At 52.2% G+C, this 16,085-nt stretch carries 14 protein-coding genes and 1 pseudogene; 11 read left to right on the top strand and 4 right to left on the bottom strand.

Annotation, left to right across the window (positions count from 1 at the left end; all coding sequences use genetic code 11):
* Positions 1–14 precede the first annotated feature (14 nt).
* The 10 genes and pseudogenes from AA74_RS0119015 to ttcA all read left to right on the top strand — a co-directional run bounded on the left by AA74_RS0119015 (position 15) and on the right by ttcA (position 9,294).
* On the top strand, positions 15–431 hold the full coding sequence (locus AA74_RS0119015) for a helix-turn-helix domain-containing protein (protein ID WP_025913050.1): 417 nt from the start codon (positions 15–17) through the stop codon (positions 429–431).
* 465 nt (positions 432–896) lie between these two features.
* The gene (locus AA74_RS1000000123290) at positions 897–1,169 is read left to right on the top strand and encodes a hypothetical protein (protein ID WP_025913051.1); all 273 of its coding nucleotides are present in this window, start codon (positions 897–899) and stop codon (positions 1,167–1,169) included.
* 656 nt (positions 1,170–1,825) lie between these two features.
* A pseudogene (locus tag AA74_RS1000000123740) lies at positions 1,826–1,981 on the top strand (hypothetical protein); the annotation flags it as partial.
* Positions 1,974–2,138, top strand: coding sequence for a YdaE family protein (locus AA74_RS1000000123745; protein WP_071998373.1), 165 nt, complete (start codon positions 1,974–1,976; stop codon positions 2,136–2,138). The pseudogene AA74_RS1000000123740 and the gene AA74_RS1000000123745, both read left to right, overlap by 8 nt.
* A gap of 140 nt (positions 2,139–2,278) precedes the next feature.
* Positions 2,279–5,416, top strand: coding sequence for a RecE family exodeoxyribonuclease (locus tag AA74_RS0119030; protein WP_025913053.1), 3,138 nt, complete (start codon positions 2,279–2,281; stop codon positions 5,414–5,416).
* A 9-nt stretch (positions 5,417–5,425) separates the two neighbouring features.
* Positions 5,426–6,511: a RecT family recombinase gene (locus AA74_RS0119035; RefSeq protein WP_025913054.1), complete on the top strand. Its 1,086-nt coding sequence runs from the start codon at positions 5,426–5,428 to the stop codon at positions 6,509–6,511.
* 38 nt (positions 6,512–6,549) lie between these two features.
* Positions 6,550–6,792 carry a DUF4060 family protein gene (locus AA74_RS0119040; RefSeq protein WP_020882485.1) on the top strand — a complete coding sequence of 81 codons (243 nt, stop codon included), beginning with the start codon at positions 6,550–6,552 and terminating at the stop codon, positions 6,790–6,792.
* Between the two features lie 64 nt (positions 6,793–6,856).
* Entirely contained in the window at positions 6,857–7,069 is a 213-nt protein-coding gene (xisR, locus tag AA74_RS1000000123115; RefSeq protein ID WP_014884030.1) for an excisionase family protein, read from the top strand.
* Between the two features lies 1 nt (position 7,070).
* Positions 7,071–8,309, top strand: coding sequence for a site-specific integrase (locus AA74_RS0119045; RefSeq protein WP_025913055.1), 1,239 nt, complete (start codon positions 7,071–7,073; stop codon positions 8,307–8,309).
* A gap of 49 nt (positions 8,310–8,358) precedes the next feature.
* A complete protein-coding gene (gene ttcA / locus AA74_RS0119050) occupies positions 8,359–9,294 on the top strand; it encodes a tRNA 2-thiocytidine(32) synthetase TtcA (RefSeq protein ID WP_023344312.1) in 936 nt (311 codons plus the stop codon).
* A 42-nt stretch (positions 9,295–9,336) separates the two neighbouring features.
* Here the strand turns inward: ttcA and dbpA are convergent, their stop codons facing one another.
* The 4 genes from dbpA to AA74_RS0119065 form a co-directional block, all read right to left on the bottom strand.
* Complete coding sequence (gene dbpA / locus AA74_RS0119055; RefSeq protein WP_025913056.1) at positions 9,337–10,710, bottom strand: ATP-dependent RNA helicase DbpA; 1,374 nt, start codon at positions 10,708–10,710, stop codon at positions 9,337–9,339.
* A 27-nt stretch (positions 10,711–10,737) separates the two neighbouring features.
* Positions 10,738–10,902: a hypothetical protein gene (locus AA74_RS1000000123750; protein WP_304665500.1), complete on the bottom strand. Its 165-nt coding sequence runs from the start codon at positions 10,900–10,902 to the stop codon at positions 10,738–10,740.
* Between the two features lie 292 nt (positions 10,903–11,194).
* Complete coding sequence (zntB, locus tag AA74_RS0119060) at positions 11,195–12,178, bottom strand: zinc transporter ZntB (RefSeq protein WP_021240264.1); 984 nt, start codon at positions 12,176–12,178, stop codon at positions 11,195–11,197.
* 155 nt (positions 12,179–12,333) lie between these two features.
* Positions 12,334–13,476 (bottom strand): methyl-accepting chemotaxis protein, encoded by a 1,143-nt coding sequence (locus AA74_RS0119065; RefSeq protein WP_023292274.1) that lies wholly within the window; start codon positions 13,474–13,476, stop codon positions 12,334–12,336.
* A gap of 457 nt (positions 13,477–13,933) precedes the next feature.
* Here AA74_RS0119065 and AA74_RS0119070 point away from each other — a divergent pair, with 457 nt between their 5' ends.
* The gene (locus AA74_RS0119070) at positions 13,934–16,057 is read left to right on the top strand and encodes a bifunctional diguanylate cyclase/phosphodiesterase (RefSeq protein WP_025913057.1); all 2,124 of its coding nucleotides are present in this window, start codon (positions 13,934–13,936) and stop codon (positions 16,055–16,057) included.
* The last annotated feature ends 28 nt before the right edge of the window (positions 16,058–16,085 follow it).

Here is a 16,085-nt window from a genome sequence, read left to right on the forward strand (position 1 = left end):
CATGGATTTATTGTGTGTATAAACCAAATATTTACAATGGCCACATGAGAAAAGAAGAACCCAACCTCGTTCTGGTAGAACGCCTTAATGAGATCGCTGATCGCGGCGTTACCAAAGCCGATATGGCGCGAATAGCTGGAGTCACTCCTCAGGCCGTTAACGGCTGGTTCAAAAAAGGTGTGATTAGCAAGAAATCAGCTCTAGCCATAGCAGACGCTGTGGGTATTTCTGTCGCTTGGTTACTTGGTGAAGATGTCGGTGAGAAAGACGGACTTAAGCCGGACGAACAGCGCCTACTTGAGCTCTACCGCCAGTTGCCGGAAGAAGAGCAACAGAACATGCTTCGCATCTTTGCGATTCGCCTGAAGGAGTTAGATGAGCTGTACGAGAAGTACATCAAAGGACGTATAAGGTCGCAGCAGGATCGGTAGTAGAAGCTATAGTTATCATGTGTAATCAAGATCATCGTAATGGGGCCGATAATGCTAGTAACGATTTATCGTGCTGTTTATGATAAAGGCTGTATAATTTGTCACCTCCTATGGAATGGAGCTTTCTCACATAAGTGAGTGGTGAAAAAAATAAATGTCAAACAAGAACTTAGCAGAATCGATTCTATCGCTGAAAATTAACCAAGTGCATGAGTACCTTATGCAGACTATAGGCGACGTAGAAACCGATAAGTTTGCAAATTGCTCTCTTTGCGGTAAAGACGATTGGAAACTACATTCCTATCCTGGTGAGCCAACAAAACCTATAATTGTTGCTCATCCGATACCATTTTCAAAAAACTTAGCTTGTTGGTATTTCCCTGTAACCTGTAAACACTGTGCTCACACAATCTACTTTGATGCACAAATCGTAGCTACTAAGCTTGGTCTTACGGAGGATTCAGAATGAGCATAGCTGTTGTAGACTCTCATTCCTTTCCAGTGAGCATCTGCAATCCTCTTAGGGCATTCTTCTCTTCATTGCCTGTTAAGGGGATCAACAGCGAACTTGCTATTCATTGCCCCAATACCGCGGCAGAGTTATCAAGCTTTGAAGGTTGTGGCTACGATTTGCAAGCTCTAGAAGATGCCTTCGATTGTGATTTCATAACGATGCCAGAAAACGTTCATAATGAGGATGATTTCTACAAATGGATCATGGAAGTAAACCTCGATTAACTGTTAAGTTTGGCAAAAAACTCATCCTTCAGCTGAAAAAACGAGAAAGATCCGACGCGGACAAAATATTTAGATTTGCTAATCATTTAAAAGTACGCGGATTCAAAGGGTTGGAGGGTAGGAATAAAAGTTCTGACAACGTGCACCCAAACGATCCTGAGTTTGTTAGCAAAGTCAAAAAAGCCCAGCAATACGCATGGTGGCATTATCATATCGGCATCACATGTTATGACCTTTCTAGAGCTTACGGAGACAGGACTTCAGAATTTGTCGTCCATTACTCTAGAAAGGCTGAACCTGAAATTTTGTTTGGCAAGTTGGACTATCACCCTCCATTTATGATTCCCGACGAATCATATTTGAAGTTACCCGATAGATAATATCGTAGACGAATACTATCTCGAACTCCCCAATCCCGACCGTAGCGTCGGGATTTTTTTTGCGTGCGATTCAGCTGCCACCTCACAAAAGCAGGTTATATAAACCTTAGATTTACAGCTACAATCAACTCATGATTGACATAAATATAAACTAGTGATTTAATTCATCTCACCAAGACGCACTACGAACCACCAAGGCAGGACGCCCACGAAGTAGCCGCCGACGGCATACGAATAGTCGGATGAGGTGGAGAGATTAACGCGCATCAGGTTTAAACGTTCCGCTGGCCGGCGATAAGGCAAACGAGGGTGAGAATGATTGATTTCGCACGCAAACCAGGACGGCAGCAGGCCGTAAAGCTGAACTTCTTCGAGGTGATTCTTCGCCGCCTGTGCTACCTGCTGGCGCAAAAGGGGAATCCAGATGTGTAGCTCAACTAAATGCGGGTACTGCGCCAAGCCGGTTAAACCGGAGGAAGTAGTCAAAAGTACCCTTCTCTATCGCAACGGCGCACAGCTGGCGCGCAAAGAAAAAGAATACTGCTCTGAACGTTGTGCTTCGTACGACCAAATGGCCCACGAGGCATAACGTAAAAGCCGCGCAAGGCGGCCCGTACGTCCGGTGCTCCCGACCAAAGTTACACCGGAAAACTACTTAAAAAACCAAAGTTCACCCAATGGGCGCTATCTCTGGCCCGGGGATCTTACATCCAAAAAAGAGGATCTCACATGGAATTTTTCTATGTAGTGAAGGCTACGCAGAAATCTGGCAAAGAAGACGCAGTGATTTGGTTCACTGCGAAATCTGAAGCCCGTGCAAACCTGCAGCTCGATGTTGAGCTGGAAGATGCAGGTATTGAAACCGGACGCGGTAAGGATTACGCCAAACCGGTTCGAACCGATTTCCCGGTGTATAACGACCTCCCGGAAGAAAGCACCGTGGATTACACCTGGTGCAAACGCTACGAACTGCAGAACGATGGACGCACCTGGCTGCCAAAGGCTGGTGCTGAGTCTACTGGAGCTGTAGACAACTCTACCGCACCGGAAACTACCGTTAAAGTCGAAACGACCGTCGAGAGTGTCCCGGTTGAAAACCGCACTCCAGCGGTTCGTTATGCTGTGCACCTGACCAGCGACAAATACCAGTCACATGTCACTAAAGAGCAGCAACTGGCTGCCAGCGAAATGTCACTGGATGAAGACAACACCTATCTCCAGAACCTGCTGCTGGCGAAGAACGACATCCCTGAAGTTGCCGAACTCAGCCTGAACGCTGAGTGGAAGCTGGTCCAGGCGATTAAGCAGGTATTCGCGCCAGATGAAGAGCACGAAGTAAAGCTACTAGCTGCTTTCATGGCCGACTGGTTGAGAGGAGATACAGGTGACCGCAATGAGTTAGTTAGAGAGTGGAGAAGCGGAAAGCTTACACTTCTCAAATCAGAAAGCACCAGCAACTCCGACGTTACAACCGATCAGGTTCTGGAACCTGACAACGGTATTCAGATTGACGAGAATGATGACGAAACCACTCGTTATCCAGTCGTGCGTATGCCGTTCCGAAAGCAGCTACTCGCACAGTTCACCGCCAACGAACTGCGCCACCACTTAACCCGCGAAGAATACGAAGGTATCAGCGCGCTGGAGATGGACACTGACAACAGCTATGTCCAGAACCTGCTGCTGGCGGCAGAAAACTGCGAAGAGGTTAAGGGTTACGACACTAAAGACCTGTGGCGCTACACCGATGCCATTCGCAAGGTGTTCAGCCAGGAGAAGCGTCACGAACTCGCTCTGGTACTTCGTTTTACCCGAATCTGGGCGGCGACTGATTACATTGACCGCGGCATTCTCGTTCGCGAATGGGCTGCTGGTAATCGCATCAGTAATATTCAGCGCACTGATTCTGGTACCAATGCAGACGGCGGCTATGTAACGGATCGCGGCGAAGGCGCGCACCACAATCTGGACACTCTCGATCTTGAAATTGCCTGTGCCCTACTGCCTATGGACTTCCACCACTTCGAAATTCCTTCGTGCGTATTACGACGTGCCAAAGAAATCGTGGCTAAGAAAGAAGAACCATGGAAATCATGGAGCGCCATCCTGCGTAATCAGCCCGGCGTACTGGCGGTCAACCGTGCGGCAATCTTCAATCTGATCCGCATCGCACCAGAGAACATTCATCACACGCCAGCGGCTCATCTTGAGTTTGTGAATAAAACCATGACGGCTGAGTTTAACTCTGCTGTGGAGCTACTGCCGTTGCCTACTCCTGCAGTTGAGACTGAAGCCCCAGTTGAACAACCGCAGGTTGAAAATCTCGGCAGTGGAGTGTTCTCCATCGATGGCCTGATGGGCGGAAATACCGAACCGGTCGCCGATACCTCCTCAAATGAAGTCGAAAAAACGGAAAACGCAGCGGAGACCACCAACGATGTGCAGATGGAAACGGCTAAGCCAGAGAAAGACGAAGATGTTGGTTCGGTACCACCGAGCGAAAGCACTGATGCAGCTAATTCGCAGACAGATTCCATAGCCCCGGAAGAGCAGCAGTCGAAGTCAATAATCGAATACCCAGCCTACTTCGAACCTGGCCGCTATGAAGGCCTACCGAATGACGTTTATCACGCTGCGAACGGCATTAGCTCAACCCAGGTGAAAGATGCCCGCGTCAGCCTGATGTACTTTAACGCGCGCCATGTAGCTAAAACCATCCCGCGAACAGCATCCAAAGTGCTGGATATGGGAAATCTAGTGCACGCTCTTGCACTGCAACCGGAAAACCTCGAAGCAGAGTTCAGCGTAGAATCTGAGATCCCGGAGGGTGCTTTCACCACCACCGCAACTCTGCGCGAGTTCATCGAAGCGTACAACGCCAGCCTGCCGGCGCTGCTAAGCGCTGACGAGATTAAAGCGTTGCTTGAAGAACATAACGCATCCCTTCCCGCTCCAGTGCCACTTGGCACCAGCCTGGAAGAAACGGGTCAAAGCTATATGGCTCTCCCTGCTGAGTACCAGCGAATTGAAGAAGGCCAGAAGCAGACAGCAACGGCAATGAAGGCATGCATTAAAGAGTACAACGTCACCCTGCCCGTACCGGTTAAAACCAACGGCAGCCGTGATGCGCTACTCGAGCAATTAGCGATCATCAATCCAGACCTGGTGGCGCAAGAAGCGCAGAAACCGACACCGCTGAAAGTGTCCGGTACCAAAGCAGACATGATCCAGGCAGTTAAATCAGTTAAGCCCGATGCCATCTTCGCCGACGAACTGCTGGATGCCTGGCGCAACAACCCTGGCGAAAAGATATTGGTTACCCGCCAGCAGTTGGCCACAGCGCGGGCAATTCAGTCTGCACTCCTGGGGCACCCGACCGCCGGCATGCTGCTGACACATCCAAGCCGCGCCGTTGAAGTGAGCTACTTCGGTTTTGACGACGAAACCGGATTAGAAGTGCGTGTACGCCCCGATCTCGAGATTGAACTGGACGGAGTGCGCATCGGTGCTGACCTGAAAACCATCAGCATGTGGAATGTGAAGCAGGAAAGCCTGCGCGCCAGGCTGCACCGGGAAATCATTGATCGGGACTACCACCTCAGTGCGGCTATGTATTGCGAGACCGCGGCGCTGGATCAGTTCTTCTGGATTTTCGTCAACAAAGACGAGAACTACCACTGGATCGCCATCATCGAGGCGTCCACCGAACTGCTTGAACTGGGCATGCTCGAGTACCGCAAAACGATGCGCGCCATCGCAACCGGATTCGACATGGGCGAATGGCCAGCGCCGATCACTACCGATTACACCGATGAACTGAACGACTTCGACCTGCGCCGCCTCGAAGCGCTGCGCGCTCAGGCTTAAGGGGGATTTATGCATAACACTAACGTTACCGTTGCTGACCAGAACACCGTTATTAACTCCAACGTGGCTTTGTTCGATTCCCAGTATCTGAACGCCATCAGCACATTTGCGCAGATTATGGCGCAGGGCACCGCCACCGTTCCTAAACACCTGCAGGGCAATCAGGCCGACTGCATGGCTGTAGCGATGCAAGCGGCACAGTGGCAGATGAATCCCTTTGCCGTGGCGCAGAAGACGCACCTGATTAACGGTGTGCTCGGGTATGAAGCGCAGCTGGTTAATGCCGTCATTTCACGCAGCGGCGTGCTGGCCAGTCGTTTTGAATATGAGTGGTTTGGGCCATGGGAAAAGGTCGTTGGAAAATTCCACATCCGTAAAAGCGATAAAGGCGAGTACCGCGTCCCGGGCTGGACCCTCGCTGACGAAGCCGGGATTGGCATCATTATCAGCGCAACCCTGAAAGGCGAGGATAAACCGAGAGAACTCGATTTACTGCTGGCTCAGGCCCGAACCCGTAACTCTACCCTTTGGGCTGATGACCCTCGCCAGCAGCTGGCGTACCTGGCCGTCAAACGCTGGGCGAGACTGTTCTGCCCGGATGTGATTCTTGGCGTTTACACCCCTGATGAGCTCGATGATCGACGAGAAGAACGAGAGGTAAACCCGGCACCGGCGCAGCACGTTAGCCTCGCAGACATTGTAGGTGACAACGTCACTACCACTCAAACGGCTCAGGAATCAGCTCAAAACATCGATGCACTTGCTGATGATTTTCGTGACCGCATCGAGGCGGCTCAGGATGTGGATAGCGCTAAAGCTCTGCGCGCAGATATTGAAACCGTGAAAGTAACGCTGGGTTCTGCCCTGTTCACTGAGCTGAAAAATAAGGCCGTGAAGCGTTATTACCTGGTGGACGCACGCAATAAGGTTGAGGCCGCTATTAACTCCCTGCCCCAGCCTGACGAGCCGAATGCCGCCGAACGATTCGCGGAAGCCGAGCGCGTGCTGGCATCTTCAAAACGTCACCTAGGCGACGAGCTGCACGATCAATTCAGCATCACCCTGGCGGATATGAAACCGGAATACGTGGACTAACGAGATCGGGAGGGGAAACCCTCCCTCAAGGAGAAGAAATGCGACTGATTAATCGAGGCAGTAAGCAATCCCCTTTGGCTCGCCAGGCATGTGAAATCGCACTCGCAGCCCACCAGCAAAGATATGGTGACTATGGGCGCAGCAAGATGAAAGAGACCTATACGGTGAGAGTGGAAGGCGTGAAGGTCTGGGTCGAAGTAGTGAACTGCAAGGCGAGCTACGTGGCCACAGCAATGACCGGCATGCGCCGACTGCGTTCCCTGCCCGGCCAGGCAAACTGAAACTGAAATATCAACGACTACAGACCGGCATATCTATACTCATGCCGGTTACCTGAGGTGAACCATGTCGCAGGTAATTTTTAACGAAGAATGGGTTGTTGGCGCAAGACTCACAGAAAAAACAGGCCTGACCGAACGACAGATTGAGAAGTATCGTCAGGGCTGTTGGGTGGAAGGTGTCCATTTTAAACGGGTATCCCCATCTGGAGAAAAAACCTTGCGTGGCACAACCTGGTATAACTATCCGAGAATTAATCAGTTAATAAGGGATGCGTAAGATGGCAGCTTTGCCTACAGGTGTCGAAATCAGAAACAATAAGATTTGTATCTGGTTTATGTACCGGGGAAAGCGTTGCCGCGAAATTCTCAAAGGTTGGATTAACACCCCGGCGAACATCAAAAAAGCCGGGAATCTTCGGGCTGTGATCGTTAGTGAGATCAACCTTGGAGAGTTTGATTACCACCAGCGCTTTCCTTCATCATCCAGAGCAAAAAAAACCGTAACCACTGTTTCAGTTCAAACCTTTTCAGAGCTGTGTGACCTATGGACGAGCATTAAAGAAACCGAAATTAGCGCGAACACGATGCGTAAGACGCGCTCACAACTCGGTACGTTAATGCACATCATCAACGGAGATACGCCTGTTTCAACTATACGCCACAGCGACATTCTGAAATACAGGAAGGAGCTGTTGAACGGTGAGACACTTTACCTGGTAAATCCCAGAAGTAACAAACAGGGACGCACTGTGCGTACCGTGAACAACTATATATCGCTTCTGTGCTCCCTTCTTCGGTTTGCACACAAATCTGGCTTTATCAGTGGCAAACCCTTTGAAGGGATCAAGAAACTACACAAAGGGAAAGTAAAACCGGATCCTTTAACGAAGCAGGAGTTTAGTTTGCTTGCGGCATCCGAGCGTGGCCAAAGCCTCAATATGTGGACGTTCGCAGTTTATACTGGTGTCCGTCATGGAGAGCTTGCAGCTCTTGCCTGGGAAGATATCGACTGGGAAAAAGGTACGGCTCATATACAGCGCAACCTTAATGCGCTAGGAATGTTCGTCCCACCAAAAACCGATGCAGGTGATCGCGTTATCACGCTATTAGAGCCAGCACTAGAGGCCTTGAAGGCACAGCGTAAGCTGACTTCGTTACAGCCCAAAACCGAGATTGTGTTTCATCACCGAGAGTATGGTGCGATGGAATATCAGAACCTGCGGTTTGTTTTCATGCCCAGGATGCGCAAGGGCATACAGAAGGCCTACTACTCTTTATCGAGTATCGGCTCCAGATTTAACGCAGCTGTAAAACGTGCTGGTATTCGCCGCCGGAATCCGTACCATACGCGGCATACTTTTGCCTGCTGGCTTTTATCTGCCGGCGCTAACCCGTCTTTCATAGCCAGCCAGATGGGGCATGAAAACGCGCAAATGGTTTATGAAGTCTACGGTGCGTGGATTGAAGAAATGAATGGCGAACAGGTGCTGATGCTTAACGATAAGCTGGCGCGCTGAAAAATTTTTGCCCCTATTATGCCCCTATTGGCTCCGAAGGTAGTAATAAATGCAAGAAAATCAATCAAATACAAAGAAAGAGCAATACAACCTGAATAAACTGCAAAAGCGACTGCGCCGTAACGTGGGCGAAGCCATTGCAGACTTCAACATGATTGAAGAAGGCGACCGCATCATGGTTTGCCTGTCAGGGGGTAAAGACAGCTACACTATGCTGGAGATCCTGCGTAATCTTCAGCAAAGCGCGCCGGTGAATTTTTCCCTGGTGGCGGTCAACCTTGACCAGAAACAGCCGGGCTTCCCGGAGCACATTCTGCCGGAATACCTCGAAAATCTGGGCGTTGAGTACAAAATCGTCGAAGAAAATACCTACGGTATTGTGAAAGAGAAAATTCCTGAAGGGAAAACCACCTGCTCTCTGTGCTCTCGTCTGCGCCGCGGTATTCTGTATCGCACCGCGACCGAGCTGGGCGCGACCAAAATTGCGCTGGGACACCACCGCGACGATATCCTGCAAACCCTGTTCCTCAATATGTTCTACGGCGGCAAGATGAAAGGTATGCCGCCTAAGCTGATGAGTGATGACGGTAAACATATTGTGATCCGCCCGCTTGCCTACTGCCGTGAAAAAGACATTGAGCGTTTCTCTCAGGCGAAAGGGTTCCCGATCATTCCATGTAACCTCTGCGGCTCTCAGCCGAACCTGCAGCGTCAGGTGATTGGCGACATGCTGCGCGACTGGGATAAGCGCTATCCGGGTCGTATCGAAACCATGTTCAGCGCCATGCAGAACGTCGTCCCTTCCCATCTCGCGGATGTGGAACTGTTCGACTTTAAAGGCATCAATCACGAGTCAGAAGTCGTGAACGGCGGAGATTTGGCGTTTGACCGGGAAGAGATCCCGATGCAGCCAGCAGGCTGGCAGCCGGAAGACGATGACAATCAATTTGAAGCGTTGCGTCTGAACGTGCTTGAAGTGAAGTAAGCGGTTAGCGTCTCAGAAACGCCTTCTGAGACGCTTCATGCTTTATTTCAGCAGACGTACGCGGCAGGTTTTACCCTTAATTTTCCCGTTTTGCAGCTGCTTCCATGCCTTATGGGCAACCGCCTGGCGAACCGCGACGTAGACATGCGCCGGATGGACAGCAATCTTACCGATATCCGCCCCGTCCAGCCCCACATCCCCGGTCAGTGCACCGAGTACATCACCAGGACGCATCTTGGCTTTTTTACCGCCATCAATGCACAGGGTCGCCATTTCGGCCTCCAGCGGCACAATGCTGACGCCGGCTGGGGGATTCATCCAGTTCAGCTTAATCTGCAGCATCTCAGAGAGAATATTGGCGCGCTGCGCCTCTTCAGGTGCGCAGAAGCTGATCGCCAGACCGCTGTTTCCTGCGCGCGCGGTACGGCCAATACGGTGCACGTGTACTTCTGGATCCCACGCCAGCTCAAAGTTCACCACCAGCTCAAGCGATTTGATATCCAGACCGCGCGCAGCAACGTCGGTCGCCACCAGCACGCGGGCGCTGCCGTTGGCGAAACGGACCAGCGTCTGATCGCGATCGCGCTGTTCAAGATCGCCATGCAGCGACAGTGCGCTCTGCCCGGCGGCATTCAGAGCATCACAAACCGACTGACAGTCTTTTTTGGTGTTACAGAACACCACGCAGGAGGCAGGCTGATGCTGGCTCAGTAATTTCTGCAGGAGCGGGATCTTCCCCTGCTGCGAAGTTTCAAAGAACTGCTGTTCGATGGCCGGCAGCGCATCTACGCTGTCGATTTCAATGGTAAGAGGATTTTTCTGCACGCGCCCGCTGATGGCGGCGATAGCTTCCGGCCAGGTTGCGGAGAACAGAAGCGTCTGGCGATCGGCTGGTGCGAAACGGATCACTTCGTCGATGGCCTCGCTGAAGCCCATATCCAGCATCCGATCGGCCTCATCCATCACCAGCGTTTGTAGCGCATCCAGCGAGACCGTGCCTTTTTGCAGGTGATCGAGCAGGCGTCCCGGCGTCGCGACAATGATGTGCGGCGCATGCTGAAGCGAATCACGCTGGGTACCGAACGGCTGCCCGCCGCAGAGGGTTAAAATCTTGGTGTTTGGCAGGAAACGTGCCAGGCGACGCAGTTCACCCGCAACCTGGTCTGCCAGCTCGCGGGTCGGACAAAGCACCAAAGACTGGGTCTGAAAAAGCGCCGCATCGATATGCTGCAACAGGCCAAGGCCAAAGGCCGCCGTTTTCCCACTGCCCGTTTTCGCCTGCACGCGCACGTCACGGCCCTCAAGAATGGCGGGTAAGGCGGCCGCCTGAACAGGCGTCATCGTGAGGTATCCCAACTCGTTGAGGTTAGCGAGTTGGGCATCGGGCAGAACATTCAGGGTAGAAAAAGCGGTCACAATTGTCTCTCGTGGTGATCTTTGCGGTCAGATGGCGCGTATCCTCGCAGATCTCGCGGTCCGATGCGACAATTTAATCGGTTCTTCATCGGGCGGCGGGTCGGGCATCGGCTGGGGACGCGGGATGGGATCGGGCATAGGTACCGGATCGCTGGGGATAGGATCGGATTGACGCGATTGTGGCAGTAGCAGAGCGTTAAGGATGCTCATCATTCCCTCCATAATTTGCTGTCATCCCTTTTAGGGTAGACGCTCAGAATCAGGAGGCAAAAAAAAAGCCGACTATGAAGTCGGCGTCGTACGAATCAATTGTGCTATGCAGTAATTCAAAAAAGGAAGTAAGACAATATGGAGCGCAACGCCCATCGCTTGACGTTGCATTCACCTGCGGGAGTAATATTGCACCTTACGGGGTAGATGTTTATTGACTTCGCTCAATTAAAAGAGCGTTTTAATCCCGGAAAAAGATGAAAAAAGCGTAAATTTACAGCCATTTACTACGATGCAACCACCATGCAACACCCCCAATCAAAACAACTAACATCACGCAAAACGCCGTAAAACCGTAGCGATAAGCGCCACCCGGAATTCCGCCCAGGTTGACGCCAAACAACCCGGTCAGAAACGTGCTCGGTAAAAACACCATCGCCATCAGGGACATCGTATAGGTTCTTCGCGCCAGCGACTCCTGCATCACCTGCGCGATTTCGTCCGCCATCACCGCCGTTCTGGCAATACAGGAATCAATTTCATCCAGCCCGCGGCCCAGCCTGTCGGCAATATCCTGCATTCTGCGCCGATGGTCGTCGTTCATCCAGGCGAGCCTTTCGCTGGCCAGCCGCGCATACACGTCGCGCTGCGGCGTCATGTAGCGGCGCATAACAATCAGCTGCTTGCGCAATAAGGCCAGAAAACCGCGCGGCGGGATCTGCTGATCGAGCAGGTTATCTTCCAGGTCGATGATTTTGTCGTGCAGCTCTTCAATAAACTCACTGGCGTGATCGGTAAGCGCGTCACAGACGTCCACCAGCCAGCTGCCGCAGTCGATCGGCCCCGTGCCCTCTTTCAGATCGTTGACGATGTCATCCAGCGCCAGGACCTTACGCTGTCGGGTGGAGACAATCAGCCCATCGTCCATATAGACCCGCATCGCCACCAGCTGATCCGGACGTTCATCCGTGCTGCCGTTAATACAGCGGAGGGTAATCAGCGTCCCGTCACCCATGCGGCTTACGCGGGGCCGCAGGCTTTCACCCGCCAGCGCATCGCGCACGTTATTGGGCAAGAGCGGGGTCGACGCCAGCCAGTCAGCGCTGTCCGGATGGGTATAGTTCAGATGCAGCCAGCAGGGATGCGCACTGTCGATCGCATCATTATCTTCCAGCGGTCGGGCACCGCCGCGGCCGTCCAGCACCCACGCAAAAACTGCGTCAGGAACGTTAAGTTCAGATCCTTTAATGCTTTCCACAGCACCTCCACCTTTTTAACTCTTTCGGTGTCAGTCTAGCTTTCATGAGGGGTTAAGCAACAACTATGTATTCCATCGCGCTGAAATCGCTCGGGAATTGAGCTGGGTGGGCTGATGTATGAAAAAAGCCTGGCATGCCAGGCTTTGTGTCGCTTTCATAGAGAGTGCTCTGGCTGCTGGAGGAAGGAGGGTGAGCCGGTCGGTAATGGGGACGAAGACCCGTGATCCAATCTAAAATTCCGCGTGCGGGCCTGGAGTTCAATCACCTGATTGCGCAGTACATCCGAGGAGCCGTTGAGTTCCTCCGCCATCGCCACGTTGCTTTGCGTGACCCGCTCCAGCTCCGATAGCGCCAGCGTGATCTGGGAAATACCTTTCTCCTGCTCAGACGTCGACGCGGAGATTTCATCCATTAAGCGACTGACGTTTCCCGAGCCCGTCACGATTTCATGCATATTCTTCTCTGCCTGCGACACCACGGTCGCGCCCTGCGTGACGTTACTGCTGGTGACTTCAATCAGCGCTTTGATATTCTTCGCGGCCTCTGCGCTGCGGTGCGCCAGGTTTCTGACCTCTTCCGCAACGACAGAAAAACCTTTTCCATGGTCGCCCGCTCTTGCCGCCTCAACTGCCGCGTTGAGCGCCAGAATATTGGTCTGGAACGCAATGCCGTCAATCAGCGAAATGATCTCCGTCATCTGCTGGGCGCATTCGGTAATGGACTGCATATTGTTGGCAACCTGCCCCATCAGCTCCCCGCCCTTACGCGCCTGCAGCGTCGCCATATTCGCCTGTTCACTCGCCAGGCGGGTGTTATCGGCGTTATTTTTAGTGCTCGCCGCCATTTGCTCCATGCTGGCTGCGGTTTGCACTAAAGACGCGGACTGCTGTTCGGTTTTGACCGAGAGCTGAGCGCTACGTGTTGAGAGCTGATCCGATAAGGTCATGGCGGTTTGCGATGACGCCCTGATCTCACGCACCAGCGTCGCAATGTTGCCGGACAGGCTGTTGATCCCGGGAATGAGTCGCCCCGCACAGTTATTGCCAAACTCCGGGATAGAAACCCCCAGGTTGCCGGCAGTCACCTCTTCAATACTTTTCTTCACCGTATTGATCGGCGTCACAAGATACCGGGTCATATAGACCCAAAGCAAAAATAGCGCAACGAAATTGATAGCGTTAAGGGAAATAAAGAGAGAGGGCTTGCTGGAAATTAGAACAACGACACCTGCGTTTACTAAAAATAGCGATAAAAGGAACCCGATAATAAAGGTTCGGACACTAATATTTCTTAGCATGATGATACCCACATTTTATATTTTGGTCGGCATCTAGACTTATAGCATTGGCACAAACGTTTTTCCTAGGAAACTTCACGGGTTTGTTGTTTCGCCGTTAGCAGCCTGGGATTTAGCTTAAGTCAGATGGAAAAAGCGTATTAGTGAAAATGTTCTTCGCAGCATGCTGTGATACTGGTCTGCCGCCACGTTAAGCGATACCATCCGCTGCGGCGAACCGATACAATCGCCGTTATATTTAAGGAGCTTTGCTACTTTTATTCGCTCTTGTTTAGCAATGCTTAATACGTTAACAATGAGAATATATTTTATATTCTTAATGCGATGTAGAGTATTAATATGACTGGTCATGCTTCACGATAAATAACTAATATTGTTTGAATGCGCATGTTCGTTGCCAGATTAAGATGTGCCCGGCAGGCGAAATCGGTAACCCTCTCAGGCGTGGGATTGCATAATGCTCAATATATCGTGGGACCCTGTGTTAATCGCTATCTCTTATCTGGTGGCATTTATCGCCTCCTTTGTGGCGCTGGACAGTGCCGGAAAGATCCCCCTTTCCAGCCGAAAGGCTGCCCTGTTCTGGCGCATTGCCGGGGGTATGACGCTGGGGATCGGCATCTGGTCGATGCACTTTATCGGCATGCTGTCGATGCAGATGCCGATGATGATGCGCTATGACCTCTGGTTAACCCTTGCGTCTCTGGGCGTCGCGATTATTGCGTCGACCACGGCCCTTGATATTGCCGTCGCGGGAAAAAAACGTTCTTCGTTTCGACCGATCGTTGCCACGGCTATCCTGAGCGCAGGCGTGGTATCTATGCACTATATCGGTATGGCTGCCCTGATGCTGGATGGCAGCATTATCTGGGATCGCCGTATTGTGGGGTTGTCGGTGGTCATTGCCGTGGTGGCGTCCGGCACGGCGCTGTGGCTGGCTTTCCGCCTGCGAGACAAAGGGGTTTTTATCGAGCGCCTTCTCGCCGCCCTGGTCATGGGTGCCGCCATTTGTGCGATGCACTATACCGGCATGAGCGCTGCGCATTACCCGGAAATGTCGCATACCCTCCCCGGCGGGATCGGCGAGCTGGGGTTATCCATCTGGGTTTCTGTCACCACGCTCTGCCTGCTTGGTGTGATGTTAATTATTTCCCTTATCGATTCTCACCGGCGCACCGGCCGGCTGACGGATAATCTTCGACAACTCAATCGGCAGCTTGAGCTCCAGGCGCGCTTTGATGCGCTCACCGGACTCGCGAATCGCCATCAGATGGATCTCCGCATGCAGGACTGCCTGCGCAGCGCGTTGCTGAGCAACAGGCAATTTGCCGTTATTTTCCTGAACGTCGATCACTTCAAACGCGTCAACGATACCTGGGGTCACAGCGTCGGCGATGAGTTATTGATCACCGTCGCACAACGCATCACTTCCCGGCTCTCGCGTGAAATGACCCTGGCAAGGCTGGGAGGAGACGCTTTTATCCTGCTGGTGCCGGAATGTGACGACGACAAACTCAACGCCCTGCTCGCGTCGCTGCTCGAGGATGTGCGACGTCCTCTTTCGATCTGTGGTCATACGCTTAACACGACAATGAGTGCGGGCGTCAGCCTCTATCCTCAGGATGGCGAAACGCTGCATGAACTGAAACTCAAAGCAGATGCAGCCCTGCATCACGTCAAAGACGACGGCCGCAACGGCTGGGCGCGTTACAGAACCGAGATGTCGACAGCAATCCCGGCAAAACCCGGTTTTCTTCAGGAGCTCTCTCAGGCGCTTGAGCGCGATCAGTTTGAACTGTGGTACCAGCCAACCTGGTATGCGCAAGAGAAGACTATCCATGGTTTTGAAGCCCTGCTGCGCTGGCGGCACCCTGAGCAAGGCGTTGTGCTGCCTGGTCTGTTTATCCCCTCGCTGGAGCAAACCGGCTTAATTATTCCGGTGGGCAACTGGGCCATTGAAGCGGCATGCCGACAGCTGCATTTCTGGACTGAACAAGGGTTCAGCCAGTGGACGTTATCGCTCAACTTATCCCCCGTCCAGTTCGAGCAGCCGGACATTTTCCACATCGTATCGTCGATGCTGGAAAAATATAACTTGTCCCCGTCCAGGCTGATCCTTGAGGTCACGGAGAGCACCGCGCTGAAAAATCTCGACCGCAGCATTGAGTTGCTCAACGCTTTTAATCATGCGGGGATCACCGTCTCGATTGATGATTTCGGTACGGGCTACTCCAACCTGCTGATGCTGAGCGTGCTGCCGGCAAAAGAGCTCAAGATTGACAAAAGCTTTGTAACGTCGATGCTGGGAAATGAAAAAACCTACAAGCTGGTTGAAACCATTATGAGTATCGCCCGCACCATGGAGATGAACGTGGTAGCAGAAGGGATTGAAACGGAAGAACAGCAGGCGGTTCTCACCCGTCTCGGCTGCGACTACCTGCAGGGTTACCTCTTCTCCCGCCCCTTACCTGCCGAACAGGTGCCGTGGCTGCTTCTGCAGATAAACTCAGAAAGGCAAATTATCCCCCTTAATAAAATTCAAACGGACGCCGCATTTATTTCACAAAAAAACCATGCCTGACGGGGTTTAGTAGAGTATGTTTCAAAGC

This window comes from Enterobacter sp. 5-4, assembly GCF_000612205.1.
Lineage (GTDB): Bacteria > Pseudomonadota > Gammaproteobacteria > Enterobacterales > Enterobacteriaceae > Enterobacter > Enterobacter roggenkampii.